We start from the raw sequence: 23,752 nt of genomic DNA on the forward strand, positions 1-23,752 counted from the left end.
TTATTCTATCATATTAATTTAGCTAGAGGGTAAAGTCGAAGCTCGACTCTCCCCTCTTTAGTGTTCATTCTATTAACGAAGTAACGAATTCAAAAATAGAACATTCTAACGCAAAACACCTGCCATCCATGTGTGGCAGGTGTTTTTCATTCGTTATTTAACAGATCTATAAGGATTTCGATCCATTTCAATGACAGACGAGCGTGAACGATTTGATGCAATGATGTAAATAGCTGCTAACGCAATCAATGAAGCGATGATTGTCCCTAGATTGAAAAAGCCTTTTTCAGAAGTCCATACGATAGAATAACCAAGTGCGCCAGCCATTGTTGCATAATAAACAAAAGGAATAAGCGTCTTTCTAATAACCTCTCCTTCCTTTCCAACTAGTCCAACAACTGCTGATGCAGCTACTACATTATGAACGCAAATCATGTTTCCGGCTGCTCCGCCTACGGCTTGAAGGGCAACAATCCACGAAGCATCTACGCCAATCTGAGAACCTACGTCATATTGAAACAAGGAAAACATCATATTGCTTACGGTGTTACTTCCTGCAATAAATGCACCGATCCCACCTATAAAGGATGAAAATAATGGCCAAAAGTCACCGGTTAAGGCTGCTACACCGTTCGCAAGTTCAATCGGCATTTTATCAAATCCAGCTGCTCCTCCGCTAGAGTTCAAAAACACTTGAACCATAGGAACGGTAAAAACAAGAGCTGTTGAAGCTGCAATCATTGTTTTGCCTGAGTGTTTCCATGCTCTTACATAAGCTTTTCCATTCATTTGATGGATAACGAAGGTGATAAGTGAAACGAGAATGAAAATGGTCCCTGGTAAATAAAGCGGCTGAAAACTAGAAGAGATTTCTGTACCAAAGATATTTGGAATGGAGACAGTCCAAGCTTGAAACCAATCTATTAATGGTAGCGCTTTTAATCTTGTTGCTACGAGAAGCAATCCCACAAGGATATAAGGAAGCCATGCGCGAATCATCGACATATGCCCACTTTTATGTGCAATGTCTTTTATCTCAATCGTTCCAGTCCAGGCTGGGTCCCAATTTTCTTTATCGTCAAAATCCCATTGTTCCTCAGGACGAGGCATAAGAAATCCTTTTTTCGCAGCGGTTACTACAATCGAGAGTCCAACTAATCCTCCAATCATTGAAGGGAATTCTGGTCCAAGGACATTAGCAACAATAACGTATGGAATCGTCATTGCGAAAGCTGCAAACAATGCAAACTTCCAAACTTTAATCCCCTCACTGAATGATTTGTTCTTACCAAAAAATCGAGTCATAAGGGCAACGACAAATAAAGGGATGAGTGTGCCAACGATGGCGTGTAAAATAGCAACACGTCCGCCAACCATTGTTACGAGTGCTAGAAAGTTATTTGTGATGCTTGAGTCTGCAGCTAATCCTGTTTGTACACCTACTAGAATAGGAGTCCCTACTGCACCAAATGATACGGGTGTACTTTGAATGACCATACCAGCGATGACTGCCGCCATTGCAGGAAAACCAAGGCCAACAAGAAGTGGAACGGCTACAGCAGCTGGTGTTCCAAAACCTGCTGATCCTTCAATGAAAGAACCAAACAGCCAGGCAATAATGATCACTTGTATTCGGCGGTCTGGAGAGATCCCTATAAATTCTTCTCTAATTGTTTTGATACCCCCACTTTCTTGAAGGGTATTAAGTAGCAGAATTGCCCCGAATATTATGTAGAGTAAGGTTGCTGCAACCACTAACCCATTTACTGATGCGGCAGCAACAGTAGCACCGGGAACTTTCCAAACAAACAGCGCAAGAACAACGGCAACGATGTAAGATACCGGCATAGCCTTACTCGCTGGCCATCTTAACCCTACTAGAAAAATTCCAACAGCAGCAATTGGCAGTAACGAAAGAATCGATAATAACCCTGTGCTCATTGCTCATCCTCCAATAATGAAATTTTTTGGGTAATGAAGCGTGACATTCTTTCACTATTCAGTTGCTGTCTTGTTTGTGGTATGTAATCTGTTCTGAAAAAGCTCGTTCCGCTTCTAAGTTAATAAAGGGGGAAAAGTCCCCCGTGCTTCAGGAATTACTGTTGCGTAACACTGATATGAGTTGATTTTCGTGAGAATGTGTTCGTTAGTGAACCAATTTCCTTAATGGAGCAGGTAATAACATCGTCAGTTCCAACAAAATGTGCTCCAATTGGGCTTCCTGTTAGAATAACGTCTCCTGGGTGAAGCGTCATGACTGTTGAAAGGTAAGCAATCATCTCTTTAATCGGTACAATCATCCATTCAGTTGGACTATTCTGCTTCTCTACACCATTTACGGTTGCTGTAACATGAACGTTGTAAGGATCAAGCTCAGTTTCGATAGTTGGACCTAGTGGGGTGAATGTATCAAATGATTTACCTAGCGTCCAATGGCCGTCATTATGGAAAAATTGTGGGGCTGTCACATCATTACCTACTGTATAGCCAAACACATACTCGAGCGCATTTTCCTTTTGGATATGTTTAGCTTCTTTACCAATGACAATGGCAAGTTCTGATTCAAATTTCACTTCCTCTAGTTGATCTGGAATAACGACTGGTTCATTTGGACCAATAACTGAAGTGGATGGTTTCAAAAAGAAAACAGGCATTTCTGGAATTTCATTTGGTAAAGATTCTTTATCTTTAACATAGTTTGCGCCAATTCCAATCACGTTTTTCGGTGTAATTGGAGCAAGGAACTCTACGTCATTAATGGACACTTTTGAATTTGTATAAGACCAGTCAGACATTGGGTTACCTTCGATTATATTGATTATCTCTTCCTCAATTACTCCGTTGTATATATGATTATCAAAAGTGAATCTTCCAAATTTCATAACATTCTCTCCCTTAGCTATTTCGTCACAGCAGTTTCTTTGATTACTTTTTTAATATCCATGCATCTGCTTGGGGTTGGAAACAATTTCCCTTGGTTTAAAAGGTTGTTAGGATTAAAGACATCTCGTATAGCTGTTTGTGCTTCAATTTCTTCGTCGCTAAAAATAAAGCGCATTTCTTCCTTTTTCTCAATTCCAACCCCATGTTCACCCGTAATGGAGCCTCCTGCGTCTGCGCAGGCTTTTAAGCATGCAGTTCCAGCTTTTAATGCTTTATCGGTTTCTCCCTCAATTCTTGAATCGAACAGAATGAGTGGATGTAGATTACCGTCTCCTGCATGAAAAATATTAGCGATTCTTAACTCATACTCATCGCTTATTGAACGTATTTTATTCAATACTTCAGGCAGCTTACTGCGTGGAATAACACCATCTTGAACAAGATAGTCAGGTGAGATCGCTCCCATCGCGCCAAACCCAGTTTTTCGATTTGCCCACCAGCGTCCTCGTTCTTCCTCATCACGAGCTACTTTAACTTCGCGAACATTGCGGTTTCTGCATACAGATAAAATCTGATCAATCTGTTCTTCAATTCCTTCAGCAATTCCATCCACTTCAATTAATAAGAGAGCTTCAATATCATCAGGGTGACCGACTGGAAAAGCGCCCTTTTCTACTCCTTCTATAGCGGTTTGATCCATCATTTCAAGTGCAGCAGGTATAATACCAGCAGAAATGATATCCGAAACTGCCTGGCTGCCATCTTCTACATTGTCAAAGTAAGCAAGAACGGTTTTCTTAGCTTCGGGGTTCTTTAGAATGCGCACGATAATCTTCGTCACGATTCCGAGCGTTCCTTCAGACCCTGTTAGAATACCGAGTAAATCATATCCTGGCATATCCAAGACGCCATTATTGCTAATTTCGATGATTTCTCCATCAGGCAAGACTACTTCGAGTCCAAGTATATGGTTCGTCGTCACGCCATACTTAAGACAATGCGCTCCCCCCGCGTTTTCAGCGACGTTGCCACCGATTGTACATACGTACTGACTAGAAGGGTCAGGTGCATAATAGTATCCTTTGTGTGAAATAGAATTTGTAAGTTTTAAATTAACAAAACCAGGCTGAACAGTAGCTTGTCTATTTTCATAATCAACCTCTAGTAGGTGCTTCATCTTTACAAGACTAATGATCACTTCGTTATTTAATGGGATGGCGCCACCAGACAAACCGGTTCCAGCACCTCGGGCCAAAAAAGGAATGTTCCGATCCGAACAATACTTTACTGCAGCCGATACTTCTTCTGTGTTCTTCGGGAAAATGACCGCTTTTGGCATTGCTTTATGAATCGTAAATCCATCACAATCATAGGATAGTAGGTCTTCCTTATAGTGAAGAATGGATTTAGTGCCTACAATTTTAGTGAGTGCTAAGATATCAGAATCGACATCCTGTTTCTGCTTCTTTCTTAAAAGCATTTAGATTCACTCCTTTACCGCTGCAGTCTTCTTTTCGTTGTCTTTCTTCATATCCTCCTGATAAGCCCAATCTAGCAGTTGAACAGTGTGGACGACTTTCCCACCACGGCCATATTTTTGAACACCCATGGCCATTTGAAGCATACAACCTGGATTACCCATTGAAATCATTTCAGCATCTTCAGGTACATTTTCCATCTTGCGCTCTAGAATTGCAGATGCCATTTCGGGGTTTGTTATATTGTAAATACCCGCACTCCCACAGCAAGTATCTGCATTAGGTTGTTCAATGTAGGTAACTCCTGGAATGTCATGAAGGATTTGTCTTGGCTCGTGACGTACTCCTTGTCCGTGTGCGAGATGACATGCATCATGGTATGTGATTGTTTTGTTAATCGAGCTTTGTGGCTTTATATAACCGGTATCATAAAGATATTTAGAAATATCCTCTATTTTTTCAGAAAACACTTCTGCTTTCTCACGCCATTCAGGATCATTTTGAAATAGTTCGGGATACTCTTTCAACGCACAACCACAACCTGCAGCATTCACGACAACTTTATCAGCATCTTTAAATGCCTCTATATTTTGCTTTGCAAGCTTTTTACCGGTTGCTCTATCACCAGCATGGATATGTAACGCACCACAACACGTCTGATTTTTAGGCAGTGTGACGTCATTACCGTTATAGGTTAGAACATTAATCGTTGATTCGTTAATGTCACTAAACATAACATCCATAATACAGCCCTTCAGCATAGCCACCTGTGCTTTAGAAGACCCCTTTGCTGGGATGACATCCACATTCTTATATTTCTTATGAATTGACTGCTTAATATCTGGCATAATGGCTTCCATCTCAGCAAGATGAGATGGCATGACACGGAGTGCACCTGTCGAGCGAACAGCTTTTTGAAGGCCGCTCTTCTGATAGAATTTCAATAAGCCTCCCGCTGCTTGCAGCCTTTCGGGATGAGGAAATAATCCTTTTAGAAAAAAGTTACTCACAACTCTTTTTACACCGGTTAATGGCATAGCTTGTCTTACCTGTCCTCGGGCTTCTTCAATTAGCCCACCCACATCCACATCTGCTGGACATGCTGTGGTGCAAGCTCGACAATCGAGGCATTGGAAAACGGGATCCATAAATTGTTCATTTACTTCAAGTTTTCCTTCCGCAACAGATTTAATGAGATGAACCCTTCCCCGTGGTGAGTGCTGTTCCTGTCCTGTTTCTAAATAAGTTGGACAGGATTCAAGACACATACCACAATGAACGCAGTCTGCCCATTTACTTTCATCTGGGTGGTCATCCCATAAATAATTACTAAGACTGTTTGAAGCGCATGGAGGTGAGTTAGTTGTTAGCTCTTTTTCCTTAATCGACATTCTATATTCCTCCTATAAAGCGCTGCTGATTGAGCGTATTATTGGGATCTTGTTTATACTTAATTCCTTTATACAGTTTGAACAATCCATCATGTTCTCCCCATATGGTCAGTTCTTTTCTAAGTTCACTTGGAAGGTGCTTTACAACCGCATAACCATTTAGAGCAGTTGCAAATGATTGGAAATGTTGAATGGCATCTACAACAGATGCATCGTTCCCTGAAAGGATAATGGTACTAAGACCGTGTCCTGCACCACCGCTCGCTTCCACTTTAATACGACCTTCATGATGCGTTCGAACGCATTCCTGTAAAAGAGGAAAGACATCTAAATTCTTTGTGCCAATCTTTAATACCCCATGCGTATATTCACCTACATCAGTGAGACTGTTTGGCGCTAATTCGCTAAATGTTTTCCAGAAATAGTCAGGGGTTGGATGAGCGGTCATAACGACTTCCTCAGGTTTATGTTGGTCTATCCAAACTTCTTGAAATTGAACGGATTTTTTGACATCTTCTAAAGCAATTAACAAACAGTACTCATCCCGATCAATAAGTCTTTTTGCCATCGATGGCGTTACGAGTTCTAAGGAAACAGGTTCTAATAAAGAATCTTGAACCAGTTTTGTGAACGCTTTCAAATTATCGAGCGCTTCTTCTCTAACGCTTAAGATGACAAGGCTTTTATGCTTTGGAATTGGACGCAATTTCAAGGTGATTTCAGTTACAACACCAAGGGTGCCCATTGAACCGATGAATAGTTTATTCATATCATAACCGGCGACATTCTTAACCACTTTTCCACCGGTACGTATGATTTTTCCATTCGCATAAACAACGCGCATTCCAATCACGTGATCTCTTGCTGAACCATATTTCAAACGTTTAGGACCGCTCTCATTTGCTGCAATAACTCCACCGATAGTAGCGGTAGAAGGGCTTGATGGGTCTAGTGAAACCATTTGATTGTATTGTCCTAGAAAGGTTTGAAGCTCAGTTACTGTGGTTCCAGGTTTTACGGTTACCGTCATGTCACCTACAGTGTGTTCAATAATTCCGGATAGTTTTTTGAGTGAAAGAGTAAGATCATAGTCGGATTTTGTACCACCATAACCGAGCTTCGTTCCTCCACTTACAATCGACAGCTTTTTTCCTGTATCATTGGCTTCAGTCACAAGGGCAACAACCTCATCTTCTGATTCCGGATAAACGATCTTTGAGCTTACATTACCAAAACGTCTACCTGAATCAGTTAGTGAAGCTACGTCAAGTAAGTGATTGTCCAACACCATCCCCCCTTTAGTGTGTTTGAATATATTCCGAACGTATGGAAAAACCTTTCCTCATCTGTTTCTTCACGTAAGAAAGGTGAAGCATCATGGCTTCATATGCGCCAGAAGCATCCTCACAAATAATCATTTCCATAATGGATTCATGCTGATGATGAATGTCGTGAATCAGTTCAGGCTCTGAAGCAATTAATCGATGAAAATCAGCCATTGATTTTTCCATGCTAGAAGAGATCGATTCTAGCAGTTGATGAAGAATTGGGTTTCCTGTAGCATTCGCAACCGCCATATGAAACTGACAATCATGTTGACCGCTTTCGTCATACTTACAAACACTCATGTGATTAAGAGCTTTTCTCATAGCCATTAAATCGTTTTCCGATCGGTTCACTGCTGCTAACTTTACAATGCTAGCTTCTAGAATCTCGCGTACCTGAAACAATGACTCAATCTCTTTTTGGTTCGGCATGAGCATATGTTTAAAATATCGTTTTGGATTAAATCCAGTAACAAAAGCGCCTTCTCCTTGCCTAATTTCAACTAATCCTCTTCCTTTTAAAGTGGTTAAGGCATCTCGTACTGCTGATCTTCCTACATCGAGAGATTCACACAGTTCACGAACGGAAGGAAGTTTATCACCTTGTTTATAACTGCCCTCTTTGATTAACCTTACAATCTGTTCCTCTACTTTCTCAGAAATTTTTTGAGATGAGATCCTTTTAAATTCCATAATAAAACCACCTTTCAGAAGTCACATATCAGACAGGTCTATCAATAAATATTTCATTATTCAGATAATAAAAGCGAAAAGAATGCAAAAGTGGCACTTGCCACTTTTGCTTCTGTTTTTACTTGTTAGCATAAACCTTCGCTTTAGCTTCTTGGCGACGTTTATGAAGGATCGGTTCAGTATAGCCATTTGGCTGATTGAAGCCTTCAAACACAAGATCACACGCTGCTTGGAAAGCGATTGATTCGTCATAATTTGCTGCCATTGCACGGTATTCAGGATCTCCAGCATTTTGTTCATCCACAACTTTGGCCATCCGTTTCATTGTTTCCATTACTTGATCTTTCGTACAAATACCGTGATGTAACCAATTCGCTACATGCTGACTTGAGATTCGTAGTGTGGCTCTATCTTCCATTAATTCGATATTTCGGATATCAGGGACTTTGGAACATCCTACTCCATGCTCAACCCATCGTACAACATAGCCGAGAATCCCCTGTGCATTGTTATCAAGTTCTTCTTGTATTTCTTTCTTACTCCAACTAGTATCTTTCGCAGCAGGAATTTGAAGAATATCGTTTTGATAGTCTACCACTTTTTTTGCTAGTTCCTCTTGTATGTTAGGCACATGAACTTCGTGATAATGAAGGGCATGTAGAGTTGCAGCTGTTGGGGATGGTACCCATGCAGTATTAGCTCCTGCTTGTAGCTGGCTTCCTTTTTGTGCAAGCATATCTGCCATCAAATCAGGCATCGCCCACATACCTTTACCAATTTGCGCTTTTCCAGAAAAGCCAGCTTTCAAGCCCTGTTGCACATTTGATTTCTCATAGCTTTGTAGCCAAGTAGCGTTTTTCATTTCGCTTTTTCGAATGACTGGTCCCACTTCCATAGAAGTATGAATCTCATCGCCCGTTCGATCAAGGAATCCAGTATTAATGAAAACAATACGCTCTTTAACTTCATTGATGCAGTTGCGAAGATTCAGGGTTGTCCGTCGTTCTTCATCCATTACACCGATTTTTATTGTATTTCGATCAAGCTTCAGTAAATCTTCCGTTCGATTAAACAAGTTATTAGAGAAAGCCACTTCTTCAGATCCGTGCATTTTTGGTTTAACAATATATATCGAACCTTTTGATGAGTTTTGGTATTTACCATGCTCAAGAACATCGTGCTTACCGATAAGACCAGTAATAACGGAATCCAGTATACCTTCTGGAATTTCGTTCCCATCCTGATCAAGAACAGCATTCGTTGTCATTAGATGGCCGACATTACGAGCAAACATTAACGATCTTCCTCGTAGCGAAAAGCTATGACCATCTGGTGAAGTATACTCACGATCCGTGTTAAGCGAACGGGTTACTGTTTTTGACCCTTTTTGGAACGAAGCGTTAAGATCACCTTTAATTAACCCAAGGAAATTGCGGTAAACTAGCACTTTATCTTCAGCATCCACAGCAGTCACGGAATCTTCGAAATCCATTATCGTTGTAATAGCAGATTCCATATACACATCTTTTACTCCTGCAGCATCTGTTTGACCAATCGAATCGTCACGGTCAATCTGAACTTCTACGTGAACATCATTATTTTTAAATAGAATAGCGTTAGGGTTTTCTTCACTGCCTTGATACCCAACAAATTGACTCTGATCTAGTAAAACGCTTTCATCACTGTCTTTAAAATGTACTTTCAGCATACCTTGTTCAATAGAGTATTGCATGACATCTGAATGACTTCTCTCCTTAAGGGGAACTGTCTTATCAAGGAATCTTTTAGCGTAGGCAACGACTTTATCTCCTCGAATAGGATTGTAAGATCCTTTGCGGTCAGCACCGTTCTCTTCACTTATGACGTCTGTACCATAAAGAGCGTCATATAGACTCCCCCATCTTGCATTTGCTGCATTAATCGCATAACGCCCATTGTTTACAGGTACAACGAGCTGTGGACCAGCTTGAACAGCTATTTCATCATCAACATTTGTCGTTGTGATAGTGAAATCGTCTACTTCAGGCTCTACATAATTTAGTTTTTCCAAAAATGTCTTATATTCTTCAAAATGAAAATCTTGATTTGATTTATGCCATTCATTAAGTTTCATTTGCATATCATCACGAACCTCTAGAAGTTGCTTATTCTTCGGGGCAAGATCTTTCACAATGTCACCAAGGCCCAACCAGAATTCCTCACTAGACATACCTGATCCTGGGATAACGTCCTTATTAATAAATTCATAGAGTTCTTCAGCCACTTGTAGATACCCAATCTTAGAATAGCCTTCCATTGTATATCCTCCTTATTAGTAACAGAACCTCATTTTCTAGTAGGTACTGTCCTTTCATTTAGTCTTATCTTATAATAAATAAATGTATATATATAATACATATTTGGAATATTGAGTATTCTTTATCGTTATAATTCAGAATTTTCTATGATCCTATAAAGTTTGGAGTGATTTTTTGGAGATTCGTCATCTTGAATATTTCTCAGAAGTTGCGAAGCAGTTAAGTTTTACAAAAGCCGCTTCAATACTTCACGTTTCGCAACCGTCTATTAGTAAGGCTGTTAAACATTTAGAAGATGAGCTTGGCGTCCCTTTGTTCTACAGATCCAAACAACTGGAACTAACAGATGCAGGGAAAGCTGTACTTGTTAATGCGAAACATGTGCTTAGTTCGTTCCGTAATTTGACCTCTGAGCTTTCAGATTTAACAGAGCTTAAGAAAGGTGAAATTAAAATTGGCATACCTCCGATAATCGGAGCAGCGTTTTTCTCGAAATTAATCAGTCAGTTTAAAGAGCTGTATCCGATGGTAGAAATCATTCTCACAGAAGTAGGCTCTAAGCGAATCAAATTAGGTGTTGAAGATGGGTCTCTCGATATAGGTTTAATTTGCAATACCCCTGTACATCATGACAACTTTGAATCTGTCCAAGTCATTAATGATCCTTTGGTGTTGATTGTTAACAGTTCACACCCGTTAGCTAAATGTACAGAGGTTAATCTTGCTGATCTAGAAGAAGAATCTTTCATTTTATATCGTGAAGATTTTACCTTGTATGACAGAATAATAGATGAATGTGCACAAAAGGGTTTTTCCCCATCTATCGTTTGTCAGAGCTCCCAAAAAGATTTCATGATTGAAATGGTTGAAGCGAAGCTTGGTGTTGCTCTTCTGCCTGGCAAAATTGCAAGCGCAATTCATAACGAGGGCATTAAGCCGCTTACACTCACGCATTCTAATGTAAGCCTTGAGCTAGGTATGATTTGGAAAAGAAATAAATATCTACCTTTTGCAGTGAAGGAATTTATTAAACTAGCAAAATCTATTATCGAAAAGTAGTAATCTTTGTCTACCTATCCTTCCTATTACAAATTAGAAATAACGACATAAGTCGTTCGAATCGGTCCATGCATCCCTACGACAAGATTCATTTCGATATCTGCACTATTACTAGGACCTGATATGAAGTTAACACAAGTAGCTGGAAATTCACCTTCTTTCATAAGTAGGTGGATTTTTCTTGTTGCTTGCGACATTCTCGGGACAATTAAACTCTTAGGAACGAGTGCAATATAGGTCGTTGGAAGAAGACTAACCGACCTGCCCTGATTTTCGTTGCTAAACAACACAATAGTACCAGATTCTGCTAATGCCAAGTCACAGAAAGTAATCCCAATATCTGCACTCTCTGTTTGCGCCACATTGTCTTTCATTCGAGGATCCCATTTATGAATGGTCGCATCTGTTTTACTGAAAATATCGTACTGATGAAACCGTTCATCTTTCCATGCCGATATAGACTTGCCATTATATGATTTGACTCGTTCATGGATCACATCTGCTAATTGATCTGATTCTGTTTCGATTACATCAGTATGAATGGTCTCACATTGCTTCTTAAATACAGTAACCAGCTCGTCTTGTGAGGCATTCTTCAGAATTTGCCATTGGGGCTGATGTTTCCATGTTGGACGTTCTACCGTCTTTGGCGTGCTCCGACCCAAATTTTGTGCAAGAGAAGTTAGAAATGATTCGCGATTATAAATTTGTTCACTCAAATGACTCCTCCTTCTGTCTCTTTTTGAACCAATCTCGAAAGCGCTCATTGTTTGGAGCTGGCATGTCACGAATTGTTGTCCACGCTTTTAGTGGTCCCGGACCTTTCGTTAGAAAACTGTTTGTTTGAAATGGCAATGAAAGAAATGGTGCTAGCTTCGTACCTACTTGATATAAAATGGGTAGCGTTGTTCCGTATTGAAACCCTCTCATGGCAATTTTTTCAGCTGAAAGTCCTCTTCCTTCAATGATGTTCTTTCGATGCTTGTTTAAGAGTTCATGCAATGGTATTTTAACAGGGCATGCATCTGTACAGGCGGCACAAAGCGTTGATGCAAATGGTAATTCACCGTACTCTTCATACCCCCCAAGTAATGGACTTATAACAGCACCGATCGGTCCTGGGTAAATTGATCCGTAACCGTGGCCACCAACGTGTCTATAAACAGGACATACGTTAATGCATGCTGCACAGCGGATACAGTGAAGTGCTTCTTGAAATTCCGTTCCAATGATGTTCGATCTTCCATTATCAACTATCACAAGATGAAACTCTTCAGGTCCATCACCTTCTAATGGTGATTTAGGTCCCGATAATGCTGTAACGTACGTTGTTAACTTTTGTCCAACAGCACTTCGGCTAAGGAGGCTAATCATAACGTCAAGTTCTTCCCATGTAGGGACGATACGTTCCATTCCCATTACCGTTATTTGTGTTTTAGGAAGGGTTGTTGCTAGCCTCGCATTTCCTTCATTTGTGACAAGGGTAATGGTTCCAGACTCTGCTACTGCAAAATTGCATCCTGTTATGCCTATATCTGCTGAAAGAAATTCTTTACGTAATTTTTCTCTAGCGAATAGGGTCAATTCTTCCGGTTTGTCTGTGTTTAAATAGCCGAGTTTCTCCTTAAAGACATCTCGAATTTGGGATTTGTTCTTATGTAGGGCCGGAACGACAATGTGAGACGGAGGATCGTGATCATCAACTTGAAGAATATACTCTCCAAGGTCACTTTCAATGACATCGCATCCTATTGACTCTAACGCTTCATTCATACTTATTTCTTCAGTAACCATCGACTTAGATTTAATGATTTTCTTTCCATTTTTACGCTTCACAACCTTTTGGATATAGTGATTGGCCTCTTCAGCCGTTTTAGCGAAATAAACATGCCCACCGTTCTCTTTTACTTTTTCACTTAACTCATACAGATAATAGTCAAGATATTCAAGCGTATGTGAACGGATCTCCTCCCCTAGATTTCGCCAATCCTCCCAACTACCAAGTTCTTCTGCAGCATCTAGACGTTTCCCAAGTAAGCGCTCTTGAGCTGATCGAACAGAATCTCTCATAAACTCGTCGTTTATGCCTTTTTCAATACGGTCGTTAAATGTGGTAGTTCCAATTCTCATAGGCATGATTATTTCTCCTCCCGCTGAGTAAGAACTTCTGCAATATGCATCACTTTTACTGGTTTTTGGAGGCGATTCATTCTTCCACTAATGTTCATTAAACAACCACTATCTGCGCCTATTAAAATGTCAGCGTCGGTTGATTCAATGTCTTTTATTTTTTCATCAACCATTTCTTTTGAAATCGCTACCATTTTTACTGAAAAAGTACCTCCAAATCCGCAACAGTTCTCACAGTTTGGTAGTTTTCTATAATTTAGTCCTTCCACTTCAGAAAGTAATGCTTCTGGTGCATCTTTAACCCCTAGCAGACGCGTCATGTGACAGGATTTATGGTAAGTAGCGGTGGCGTTTAATGACGCCCCAACATTGTTGACACCTAGAACATCTACAAGAAATTGAGTGAATTCATAAGAACGTTCTTTCAATGAGCGTGCTTTATGCTGCATTTCCGGTTCATTATGAAACAGTTCCTCATATTCCGAGAACATAGCAACGCATGACCCTGAAGGACCTACAACATATGAAGAGTTTTCAAAAGCGCGAATCATGTTTCTAGCTGCTTCTTTTGCTTCTTCCCGGTAACCACTGTTAAAAGCCGGCTGGCCACAACACGTTTGCGAAAAGGGAAAATCCACTTCACATCCTAAGCTTTCTAACACTTCAACGACGCTTTTGCCCACGTTCGGATAAAAAATATCACCAAGACATGTAACAAACAACGAAACGTTCATGGTAGCCTCCTTTCTATTCCGAATGATATGCTATCAGGTCATCTGATGACTATAATGGCTTCTTCCAGTATAAGGATAACTATTGCGCATTTCAATAAATATATTGATTTTTCTAACAATTTTAGTTAAATGTGATCTAAAAGGAATGTTTCCACTTCATTTAAATGGTGAAGCATCGCTTGCTGAGCTTTTTCGGAATCTTTCGTTTTAATCGCGAGGAAAATTTCTTTATGTTCAATGTAAAGTTTTTCAAGTATTGCGGCTTCAGAATAAAGAGATAACTTTCTCGTTTCTCTCATTGAATCTACCATTAATTGAGAAACGTGATTCATTAAATCAATAAGCAATCGATTGTGTGATGCAGCAGTAATTGACATGTGAAACTGCAAATCCGCCTGCTCTCCTAATTCACGGTGTGATACAGCTTTTTCCATATCCATAAGTGCTTGTTGAATTTGAAATAGCTCTTCCTCTGTCCTTTTTTCTGCTGCACTCGCTGCACAACCAGTTTCAAGAATTTTACGGACTTGAAGTAGTTCTATAGTATCTTGTCTATTCATCAATATACCTGTAGATAACGATTGGCTTAACGTTGATGGATCATACTGTTTGATAAAGGTACCTTCACCTTGCCGCATCTCCACTAGTCCCATTGCTCGAAGCGCACTGAGTGCTTCACGAACGGCGGATCTTCCTACATCAAATCCTTCAGCAAGCGATTGGACGGAATCAAGCTTACTACCAGGTGACAATTCACCACTTTTAATTTTATCGAGAAGCTGATCAGCTATTTCTTCATAAATTTTTCGTTTTTTTATTTGCTTATATGTCATTAAAGCATCGCTCCTTCTTGTTTGTTTACTAGTTTACTTTAATAAATTACTAGTGACAATTGTTGATACACAAAGTAAAGATGAATGTGAGAACAACCAAAGAAAGTAGCAAGACCGTAAGAAAAGCTGATGAATGAGATCTTCATCAGCTTCTACTCTATTCCTCTATGATTTCCCAATCATGTTCAAAGGCTACACAGCCCTTTAACGTCTGAGCAACAGGACATCCTCTTTCGAAAACCTGTAGTGCTCTTTCTGCCGCTTCACGCTTACCTTTAGGGATTGTTAGTTTATAGTGACATTTGATTTGAGTGATTTTGAGCACACCGTCTGGTGCTTCAATGATTCCTTCGAATTGACCTGATAACTTATTCGGAAAAGTCGGTATATGGCGCGCCTCCAGCGCACCTGATAATGTACCGGTTAGTCAGCCACCTGCTGCCGCGACAATATGGTCTAGTGTCGAAGGCTGTTCGACTTCGGGAGATGCTTTATAGAACTCTTTAACCCCACCATGTACACCGTATTGAACCGGTTCTTCAAAGTTGGCAATGTATGCACGTCGATTCTTACCTTCGTCTTGTTCAATTCGTATATTAGCTATTTCAATCGGATTGTTCATTACTTTCTCCTCTCTTCTATCATATTATTTCCATAGTTTGGCGATTCCCTCACCTGACTTTTTTAAACCGCATTCAATAAATCATTCTAAATGGCGGGAAAGTCCCCTTTTAATAGCGAATAGTAAAGATAACAAGAAAAGGTATCATCAAAGGAGGACGAAATGGAAAATAAATGGGACAAGTCGATTGTTATCAATGCGCCAATCGAAACAATTTGGCACTATCTTGATGGCTCGCTTGAAAACATGCAAAAAATTATGCCAAATGTCGTTGACAATCAACCAGTCAATATAACTGATAATGTCATTGGTAGCGTGCACCGCCAATCTTATCGTGAAGGAAAGCGGGTCATGGAATATGATGTGCATACACTAGATTATAACAATCAAGATGACTATAAAAAATTGAAGATAGGATTTAATCTAGCAAAAATGTTTCAGATCGAAGGCTGTTATGAACTTACTAAAGAGTCCGATTCGGTAACCACTCTGCGCTATACTGGTTCTAACAAGCCATTGAAATGGTACATGAAACCTTTTGTTTTATTTTCAGGCGATAAAGTCGTTAGAGATTTTTTGGAAAGAGTAAAGCGTGTAGCTGAAGGTAAAGAATAGAATGGGTTATGTTAATTTATAGAATGAACAGTCGTAGTGCCTTCTTCTAGAATAGAATAACCTAATGAAGGAGGCCTGATTACATGGAGGTGTATGGAGAAGCATTAATTATTACAGGTGCCTGGATTCAAACGATCGGTGCAGGAGTCGCTGCCATCGGGAATACACTAATTGCAAACAACGAAGAAGATAGTGAAACCGTTGGCGGTGAGCTATATGTACTAGGAAATGCTATTGAAGCTACAGGTAATACCCTTCAAGCTGTAGGAAGATCAAAGTTACCATTGAGCAGTGATCATGAAGTGCTCGGAACGATAGGTACGTGGTTTCAAGCGGCGGGTAATGTTGCAAACGTTGTAGGAGGTTCACAAGCCCTTACAGGAGGAGGGAATGATGGTCTAGAGATCGATGTTTTAGGAGATGTTATTCAATCAGCTGGTGCGGCATTTGAAGCAACAAGTTCAAGTTTTAGTAATTCAGCTTATGCAGACCTGATTACATTAGGACAAACGATTCAATCACTTTCAGTCGCAATTGAAGCGATAGGCCTTCTGTATATAAAAAGAGGCGATGTTAAACTGGGGCAGCAAATTGTGGCGCTCGGAAGTTACGGGCAAACAGCTGGAGCTGCACTCGATGCAATAGGGTTCACAAAAGGTTTTACTAGCAAAGAATAGCTTGATTAAGATCTAGAGGTACGCTCGTTAACTTCAAACGCAGCTCTTACAGCTGATTCAATCGCTCCTTCAATCCATCCGTGAAATGAAGACGTATGCTCTCCTGCAAAATGGATTCGACCTTCAGGTTGCTTAGCCACTTCCTCATATTCTGTAATTTGGTTCGGTTTAAAAAGCGTGAAACAGCCACCTGAAAATTGATTTTGACTCCAGCTAAAAGAAACCCCAGTTAAAAATTCATCAAAAACTTTAGGACCATGTATCTTCGCAAGGTCTTCAAGAGATTGAGTGATTTTCTGATCATCTGATAGGCTATTCCAAAGCATGGCATTGTCTTCCCAACTGTAGCTCGCAAGTAAAACTCCAGGTCTAGCTTCTCCCGCAGTACGACTGGGTGTATACGTATACCGATTAGGAAAGTCTGATATCATATTTGCCCCGCTTAAACCTTCTCTCTCCCAAAAACGTTCTTTAAATTCCATTCCAATTTTGATCGATGCAACATAATGAAGTTCTCGAATGGCCTTCCATTTTTCAAACGAAAAGGAACGATAAGGATAAACCTCGATAAATTGGAAAACTGAGAATGGAACAGTGATAATCACATAATCACTTGTAAACGTTTGAATTTTTCCTGTTTTCATGTTTTTAGTTTGAATCTCCACACCTTGTGGACGCTGAATAATGCGATGTACTTTTTCGTTTAGAAGAATGTCATCTTGAAGCTCAGCCAAGAATGATTTTGGTAATAAATCATTGCCCCCCGTGATTTCATTAAATTCCATATCTTCATTAAAAACCGTATTTACAATATCCGTTAAGATATCTATAAACGAGAGTTCGGAAAATCCCTCGATACCGAGAAGAACTTTTACCATTCTAACTGCATTAGGCGATAAAGTCGGACCAATTGGATTAAATCGCAGAAAATTTTCCATGGAATATTGATCGAATTTTTTGCGAAGGGAATTTTTTTGCTCTTCGTTCGCACCTTCATACAACCTTAAAAAAGGGTTAACAGCAGTGAGGAAAAGCTCTGTAGCTGTTTTTCCTTTTTCGTGAGGTTCTACAGGGAATCTAAGGATATCAGGATTTTCTTCATATTTTGCTCTTGTTGTTCTAACCCCATTGGCATAGATGATGTCTTTTGGAGAAGAGTTGATAAAGCGATTGACAGCAAGGTTGAATTTATTAATGTATTCGTATGTTAGTTTATGGGTTGTTGGAATTCTCATCGCTCCAACATCAAGGTAGTTATCTTCTGTAAAAGGTTCTCTTAACGTAAATACCCTTCCTCCTACACGATCATTTCCTTCTAGCATCGTAACTTGATGACCCGCCTGCTTCAACAAAGATGCAGATACAAGTCCAGCCATTCCTGCACCGATGACGATAACATTCGCTGGTTTCTTCGGTTTTGGCAGACCATTTTTAATGATGTTAAGCATATCGCCTGGGTATTTTGGTTTAGGAGTATCTCGCATCATAGAAATCATCCTCTTTAATTAGAAATTAACCCTCTATAGCACACTGTCCACGAAAAGAGTCTATTAATTTGGCTATATTATCTTATATGGTTAATTTATAGATATTACTATGACTACGGAACTATTCGAATTCGTTTCTGTATGGAATTATTTAAGCTTTTTAACCATTAAATAGTTCGACATGGTAATACCATTCTTGTTTACAATCTGTTTAGTGATCGTTTCAAACCCTTTACACTCAAAAAATGGCTTAGCCGTTAAACTTGCTTCAGTTATCAACTTTTTCAGTTGCATACGAAAAGCAGCTAGTTCGATCTCATCTAGGAGTGCAGAAGCTACCCCGCGTCTCTGGAAATCATGATGTATGTACAGACGATCAAGCATTCCTGCTGATGTCAAATCACAAAAACCAATGATTTGAGTATGATCAAGTGCTACAAAAGTAGTGTTTTGAGATAACGAATTACCCCATGTAGTGAATTTAGATGCCTTTTCGTTAAGGGGTGCCCATGCGTTCACTTGCTCTTCTGAATAGTCTTTTCTATTCACGAAATGGACTGTATCATAGAATAAATTAATAATTTGTTTTAAGTCCTTCTCTTCATAACGTCTTATCTTCATTTTACCTCCACTATTGAGTTTGCTCTTCACACCGTTTAGTTTAAGTAAATCAGAAAAGACAGCACGCGAAAAGTGCTGTCTAGTGTATTAAGCATCCGTGTTTTCTACCATTATCGCCATACCTTGCCCACCACCTATACAAAGTGTAGCGATTCCAAACCGTTCCTTTCTTCGTTTCATCTCATACATGAGGGAAGTCAGTATTCTTGCACCTGTTGCTCCAAGCGGGTGACCGAGTGCAATTGCCCCCCCGTTCACGTTTACTTTATTCGTGTCGAGATCTAATTCTCGCATGACCGCTATCGCTTGTGCAGCAAATGCCTCATTTAATTCAATCAATCCAATTTCTTTTATTTCCTTACCTGTTCTCTCAAGAAGTTTTCGAACCGCTGGAACCGGACCAATCCCCATAATTTCTGGCGAAACACCTGAGGTAGTCCAATCAACAATACGCGCAAGCGGTTTAAGTTTGAGTTCTTTCGCTTTTTCTTCAGTCATAACAAGCATGGCAACTGCTCCATCGTTTCGTCCGCATGAGTTTCCTGCTGTCACTGTTCCTTTTTCTTTAAAGACAGGTTTTAACTTGGAGAGTTTCTCTACTGAAGTACCTGGTCTTGGATGTTCATCCACTTCCACAAGTTTTGGTTGTTTACGAGACTTAACTCTCATTTGAACAATTTCTTCATTGAAAATGCCTTTTTCAAGCGCAACTGCCGCACGTCTCTGACTTTCAGCTGCAAAAACGTCTTGGTCCTCTCTAGAAACATTGAAACGTTCCGCAACATTCTCAGCAGTTATGCCCATGCCAAGCTTACTTCCGTATAGTTCAATAGGTTGTTGACCTGCTTCAAGGTTCGAATCTACTAATCTAGTCTTGTCTCCACCAAATCTGCTGTCACGTAAATAGATCGGAGCATGACTTAAACTTTCCGTACCACCAGCAATCACAATTTCTGCCTGTCCAGATTGTATTTGTTGAACTGCTGATACAACAGCTTGCATTCCAGAAGCACATAAACGATTAATTGTAAATGCGGGAGTGGTTTCTGGTAAACCAGCTCTTAATGCTGAGACTCTTGCTACATTTGAAGATTCCGTCGTTTGTCTGACTTCACCAAGAATTACCTCATCAATAAGATCTGGTGATAATCCTGCTCTTGTTACTGATTCTTTGATTGCAATCGCTGCAAGTTCACCAGAATTATAATCTTTTAAAACGCCTCCATAGCGGCCTACTGGGGTTCTCACTGCCTCGACGATAACGATGTTTTCTTTCATTCAAGATCCTCCTTTAGCTGTATTCCTTTCGAAGCTGACTTGCTATGATGTTTTTCTGAATTTCAGACGTTCCTTCGTAAATACGAGTAATACGCGCATCGCGGTAGAACCGTTCAATTGGGTAATCAGATACATAACCTAACCCACCATGTACTTGAAGTGCTTTATCTGCGACTCTGTTGTACACTTCTGAGCCGTACAATTTAAGCATAGCTGCTTCCTTAATCACTTTTTCACCTTGATCAACCATCCATGCCACACGATAGGTAAAGGAACGCAGCGCTTCAATTTCTACGCCCATTTCTGCTACCATATGAGCTACTGCTTGATGCTCAATGATTGGGACACCAAACTGTATTCGTTCTTCTACATGCTTCATGCTCATATCAAGTAGCTTTTGTGAAGATCCAAGGTTGCGTGCAGCAAGACCCGCACGCCCATTTGCTAGAATCTTCAATGCATTCACATATCCCTGCCCAACTTCGCCAAGGACATTTTCTTCTGGTACTTCACAATCCTCAAAAATCAGTTCAGCCGAGTGAGAACCTTTTAATCCCATTTTCTCTTCTACTGCTCCAACATTGAACCCTGGAAAGCTTTTCTCAACAATAAAAGAAGTAATTCCTTTTGCTCCTTTTGAAGGATCTGTTGTAGCCATCACAGTAAAGACGTCAGCTTCAATTGCGTTCGTTATATAATGTTTTGTTCCGTTTAAAATGTATTTATTTTCAACTTTCACTGCAGTTGTTTTCAAGTTCGACGCATTTGATCCTGCCGAAGGTTCTGTTAATGCAAAAGCCCCAATTTTCTTTCCAGTTGCCATATCTGGAAGGTATTTATTTTTTTGTTCCTCATTTCCAAGCTCTACAATACCAACTGAACCAATTCCAGTGTGGGCTCCAATTAATGTTGTGTACCCATTGTGCGTTTTCCCTAGTTCTTCATAAAGGGCACATTTCCCAACCATTCCAATACCAAGACCTCCGTATTCTTCAGGAATACTTAAACCGAATAGTCCCATCTCTTTTGACATCTCAATAATTCGCTCTGGTATCCTGTCTTCTTTCTCAATTGTCATAGCGACTTTCTCAACTTCATTTTGCACAAAATTTCGGATCGTGGTTTTTAGAAATGCAATTTCTTCATCTAATTGGAAATCCATTGCTATCCCTCAATTCGTATATGTATAGTCATAGAAACCTTTACCACTTTTGCGGCCGAGTCGACCTGCCTTAACGTATTTTATTAGTATTGGACATGGTCGATATTTCTCCCCAAGCGTTTCATAAAGGTAGTGCATATTACGAAGGCGCGTATCTAGTCCGACTAAATCTGCAAGCTCCAGTGGTCCCATCGGATGATTCAGACCCAGTTTCATGGCTTTATCAATATCTTCAGGTGTACCAACACCTTCCATAACCATATTCATAGCTTCATTTCCGATTAAGCAATTCATTCGGCTAACCGCAAATCCTGGAAATTCATTGATTTTAACGCATTCTTTTCCTATCGACTTTCCAAAGCCAATGGCTTTATTAATCGTATCTTCAGATGTTTCTAGCCCACAAATCACTTCAATTAGCTTCATCTTTGGAACAGGATTAAAGAAATGAAGTGCCAGGCATTTCTCAGGTCTACTTGTTTGCGCCGCTATTTCAGTTGGACTCATTGTAGACGTATTTGTCGCAAGGATCGCATGAGGTGGAGTTAGATCGTCTAGTTGTTTGAAAATGCTTGTTTTGAGCTCCATGATTTCAAGAACCGCTTCAATGACTAAATCCCTATCTTTTGCCGCTTCGCTTATTTCTGTTGTGAATTGAATAGTGTCTCGACGTTCGTCTGCCATTTCTTTCGATACCCATTCTTTCCTAACGGCACGTTCAAATTGTTTTCTAATATCTTCCTCTGCATTGTGTAAAGACGTGTTGCTAACATCTTGAACGATCACCGAAAGTCCTGCAGCCGCTGCTGAGTAAGCAATTCCTCTCCCCATTGTTCCGGCTCCGATTACTGCGATGTTTTGTATGGTCACTAGTATCACTCCTCAATTAATGTAATCGCTTACAATTTTGTATTTGGTTTACTTCTCCTTTTTCTAGATAACTTCCTTTAATCTGAACTCATTTCCGAAAAAACCGTTCAGTTTGAACGGCTTGGTTAGTTAGGAACTCGATCTATTGCAAAAATCTTACCAGGATTTAATATACCTTTAGGATCTAGCGTCAGCTTAAGACTTTTCATGACGCCTAATGCCGGTCCATGTTCTTTCTGTTGGTATTGTGCTTTCCCTGTTCCAACTCCGTGCTCACCAGTGCAAGTGCCTCCACGTTCCAATGCATAGTGCACAAGGTGTTGATTCAATTTCATTGCGCGATCTAGTTCTTCTGAATCAGTTGGATCAATCATGACAATGGCATGGTAATTGCCATCTCCTACGTGACCAAGCAGCGCTCCGTCTAATCCATTCGTTTTAATCGCTTTACGTGCATCAACAATGGCGCCTGTAAGCTCTGATATCGGAACACATACATCGGTTACCATCATTTTCTTTCCTGGTGATCCATGACTGAAGGAATACGCAAGATTATGACGAGCTTCCCACAGAAGCGCTCTTTTCTTCGTATCTTGCTCAAATATAAATTCTTCGCAATCATTGTCTTGTGCGATACTTTTTGCAAATGAGACATCCTGCTTCAAACCGGCTTCGTTGCCGTGGAATTCAACAAAGAGTGTTGGTTTTTCAAGGTAATTCGTCTCATTTGTTTTGTTAACTTGCTGGACTGAGCGGGCATCTACAAGTTCGATTCTTGCTACTGGAATGGCCGCATGCAATATATTAGTAACCGTGGTAACGGCCTTCTCGATTGAAGGAAAAACCATTCTACCAGCTAGCGTTGCTTCAGGAATGCCATAAACGTTAAGGGTAAGCTCTGTGAAAGTTCCGAGAGTACCTTCTGAACCGACAAATAGCCCGTTGAGATGATACCCGGAAGAAGACTTTGCCGTCATGCTACCAGTATGGATGATGCGTCCATCAGCAAGAACAACCTCCATATCGCGAACTTGATCACGCATAACGCCATATCTTACAGATGTTGTACCGCTAGCATTAGTTGCGGCCATTCCGCCAAGCGTGGCGTCGGCACCAGGATCTACAGTGAAAAACAAGCCGTGTTTTTTTAACTCTTTATTTAATTGGGAACGCGTCACGCCAGGCTGCACTCTCACTAGAAAATCTTCTGGACGAACTTCAAGGATCTTGTTCATCAATTGAAAATCTATTGAAATGCCTCCGTGATATGGAATTACATGCCCCTCGAGGCTTGATCCAAGTCCAAACGGAATAACTGGCACTTCAAGATCATTTGCTGTTTGCATAATTTTGGTTACTTCTTCTGTTGTTCTAGGGAATACGACGACATCAGGATCATGTGGTGTGTGATAGGATTCATCTTTGCTGTGCTGCTCAAGTACAGTTGCGTTTACACTAATCTGATCATCTTTAAGGAAAGTGGATAAAAGGGATAGAAGTTTCAACTAGCTTTCCTCCATTCAACTATAGAATTTACACTTTTCTGATAACTACCTCATCACTTTAGCACTATTGAACAAAATGCGTCAATCTCAGT

21 protein-coding genes and 1 pseudogene are annotated in these 23,752 nt (G+C 40.2%); 3 read left to right on the forward strand and 19 right to left on the reverse strand.

Features of this window, described 5'->3' with window-relative positions:
* Nucleotides 1-153: 153 nt before the first annotated feature.
* From AB986_RS03155 to AB986_RS03185, 7 genes are all read right to left on the reverse strand, one after another.
* Entirely contained in the window at nt 154-1,941 is a 1,788-nt protein-coding gene (locus AB986_RS03155) for an L-lactate permease (protein ID WP_048309435.1), read from the reverse strand.
* Between the two features lie 155 nt (nt 1,942-2,096).
* Nucleotides 2,097-2,882 (reverse strand): fumarylacetoacetate hydrolase family protein, encoded by a 786-nt coding sequence (locus AB986_RS03160; protein WP_048309436.1) that lies wholly within the window; start codon nt 2,880-2,882, stop codon nt 2,097-2,099.
* Between the two features lie 17 nt (nt 2,883-2,899).
* The gene (locus AB986_RS03165; RefSeq protein ID WP_048309437.1) at nt 2,900-4,363 is read right to left on the reverse strand and encodes an FAD-linked oxidase C-terminal domain-containing protein; all 1,464 of its coding nucleotides are present in this window, start codon (nt 4,361-4,363) and stop codon (nt 2,900-2,902) included.
* Nucleotides 4,364-4,369: 6 nt separating this feature from the next.
* Entirely contained in the window at nt 4,370-5,752 is a 1,383-nt protein-coding gene (locus AB986_RS03170; protein ID WP_048309438.1) for a (Fe-S)-binding protein, read from the reverse strand.
* 1 nt (nt 5,753) lies between these two features.
* On the reverse strand, nt 5,754-7,037 hold the full coding sequence (locus AB986_RS03175) for an FAD-binding oxidoreductase (protein ID WP_053216018.1): 1,284 nt from the start codon (nt 7,035-7,037) through the stop codon (nt 5,754-5,756).
* A gap of 13 nt (nt 7,038-7,050) precedes the next feature.
* Entirely contained in the window at nt 7,051-7,770 is a 720-nt protein-coding gene (locus AB986_RS03180; RefSeq protein WP_048309440.1) for a FadR/GntR family transcriptional regulator, read from the reverse strand.
* A gap of 118 nt (nt 7,771-7,888) precedes the next feature.
* Nucleotides 7,889-10,066: a malate synthase G gene (locus AB986_RS03185; RefSeq protein WP_048309441.1), complete on the reverse strand. Its 2,178-nt coding sequence runs from the start codon at nt 10,064-10,066 to the stop codon at nt 7,889-7,891.
* A gap of 175 nt (nt 10,067-10,241) precedes the next feature.
* Here AB986_RS03185 and AB986_RS03190 point away from each other — a divergent pair, with 175 nt between their 5' ends.
* Nucleotides 10,242-11,126 carry a LysR family transcriptional regulator gene (locus AB986_RS03190; RefSeq protein ID WP_048309442.1) on the forward strand — a complete coding sequence of 295 codons (885 nt, stop codon included), beginning with the start codon at nt 10,242-10,244 and terminating at the stop codon, nt 11,124-11,126.
* A gap of 26 nt (nt 11,127-11,152) precedes the next feature.
* Here the strand turns inward: AB986_RS03190 and AB986_RS03195 are convergent, their stop codons facing one another.
* The 6 genes and pseudogenes from AB986_RS03195 to AB986_RS03215 all read right to left on the reverse strand — a co-directional run bounded on the left by AB986_RS03195 (nt 11,153) and on the right by AB986_RS03215 (nt 15,445).
* Complete coding sequence (locus AB986_RS03195) at nt 11,153-11,845, reverse strand: LutC/YkgG family protein (protein WP_236690299.1); 693 nt, start codon at nt 11,843-11,845, stop codon at nt 11,153-11,155.
* The gene (locus tag AB986_RS03200; RefSeq protein WP_048309444.1) at nt 11,838-13,262 is read right to left on the reverse strand and encodes a LutB/LldF family L-lactate oxidation iron-sulfur protein; all 1,425 of its coding nucleotides are present in this window, start codon (nt 13,260-13,262) and stop codon (nt 11,838-11,840) included. The genes AB986_RS03195 and AB986_RS03200 overlap by 8 nt, the downstream gene beginning before the upstream one ends.
* A gap of 2 nt (nt 13,263-13,264) precedes the next feature.
* The gene (locus AB986_RS03205) at nt 13,265-13,990 is read right to left on the reverse strand and encodes a (Fe-S)-binding protein (protein WP_048309445.1); all 726 of its coding nucleotides are present in this window, start codon (nt 13,988-13,990) and stop codon (nt 13,265-13,267) included.
* Nucleotides 13,991-14,115: 125 nt separating this feature from the next.
* A complete protein-coding gene (locus tag AB986_RS03210) occupies nt 14,116-14,823 on the reverse strand; it encodes a FadR/GntR family transcriptional regulator (protein WP_048309446.1) in 708 nt (235 codons plus the stop codon).
* A gap of 157 nt (nt 14,824-14,980) precedes the next feature.
* Nucleotides 14,981-15,229, reverse strand: a pseudogene (locus tag AB986_RS22960) (OsmC family protein); the annotation flags it as partial.
* Nucleotides 15,230-15,250: 21 nt separating this feature from the next.
* Nucleotides 15,251-15,445, reverse strand: a complete 195-nt coding sequence (locus tag AB986_RS03215) for a hypothetical protein (RefSeq protein WP_048309447.1) — start codon at nt 15,443-15,445, stop codon at nt 15,251-15,253.
* Nucleotides 15,446-15,607: 162 nt separating this feature from the next.
* Here AB986_RS03215 and AB986_RS03220 point away from each other — a divergent pair, with 162 nt between their 5' ends.
* Together AB986_RS03220 and AB986_RS03225 are read left to right on the forward strand one after the other, a co-directional pair.
* On the forward strand, nt 15,608-16,060 hold the full coding sequence (locus AB986_RS03220) for an SRPBCC family protein (RefSeq protein ID WP_048309448.1): 453 nt from the start codon (nt 15,608-15,610) through the stop codon (nt 16,058-16,060).
* Nucleotides 16,061-16,143: 83 nt separating this feature from the next.
* Nucleotides 16,144-16,737 (forward strand): DUF6944 family repetitive protein, encoded by a 594-nt coding sequence (locus AB986_RS03225; protein ID WP_048309449.1) that lies wholly within the window; start codon nt 16,144-16,146, stop codon nt 16,735-16,737.
* A gap of 5 nt (nt 16,738-16,742) precedes the next feature.
* Here the strand turns inward: AB986_RS03225 and AB986_RS03230 are convergent, their stop codons facing one another.
* The 6 genes from AB986_RS03230 to AB986_RS03255 all read right to left on the reverse strand — a co-directional run bounded on the left by AB986_RS03230 (nt 16,743) and on the right by AB986_RS03255 (nt 23,660).
* Nucleotides 16,743-18,224: a flavin monoamine oxidase family protein gene (locus AB986_RS03230; protein WP_321212216.1), complete on the reverse strand. Its 1,482-nt coding sequence runs from the start codon at nt 18,222-18,224 to the stop codon at nt 16,743-16,745.
* 147 nt (nt 18,225-18,371) lie between these two features.
* A complete protein-coding gene (locus tag AB986_RS03235) occupies nt 18,372-18,845 on the reverse strand; it encodes a GNAT family N-acetyltransferase (protein WP_048309450.1) in 474 nt (157 codons plus the stop codon).
* 87 nt (nt 18,846-18,932) lie between these two features.
* Entirely contained in the window at nt 18,933-20,123 is a 1,191-nt protein-coding gene (locus AB986_RS03240) for a thiolase family protein (protein WP_048309451.1), read from the reverse strand.
* 13 nt (nt 20,124-20,136) lie between these two features.
* The gene (locus tag AB986_RS03245) at nt 20,137-21,285 is read right to left on the reverse strand and encodes an acyl-CoA dehydrogenase family protein (protein WP_048309452.1); all 1,149 of its coding nucleotides are present in this window, start codon (nt 21,283-21,285) and stop codon (nt 20,137-20,139) included.
* A 9-nt stretch (nt 21,286-21,294) separates the two neighbouring features.
* Nucleotides 21,295-22,149, reverse strand: coding sequence for a 3-hydroxyacyl-CoA dehydrogenase family protein (locus AB986_RS03250; RefSeq protein ID WP_048310823.1), 855 nt, complete (start codon nt 22,147-22,149; stop codon nt 21,295-21,297).
* A 131-nt stretch (nt 22,150-22,280) separates the two neighbouring features.
* Nucleotides 22,281-23,660 carry an FAD-binding oxidoreductase gene (locus AB986_RS03255; RefSeq protein WP_048309453.1) on the reverse strand — a complete coding sequence of 460 codons (1,380 nt, stop codon included), beginning with the start codon at nt 23,658-23,660 and terminating at the stop codon, nt 22,281-22,283.
* Nucleotides 23,661-23,752 lie beyond the last annotated feature (92 nt).

The sequence above is a fragment of the Guptibacillus hwajinpoensis genome (assembly GCF_001039475.1).
Taxonomy (GTDB): domain Bacteria; phylum Bacillota; class Bacilli; order Bacillales; family Guptibacillaceae; genus Guptibacillus; species Guptibacillus hwajinpoensis.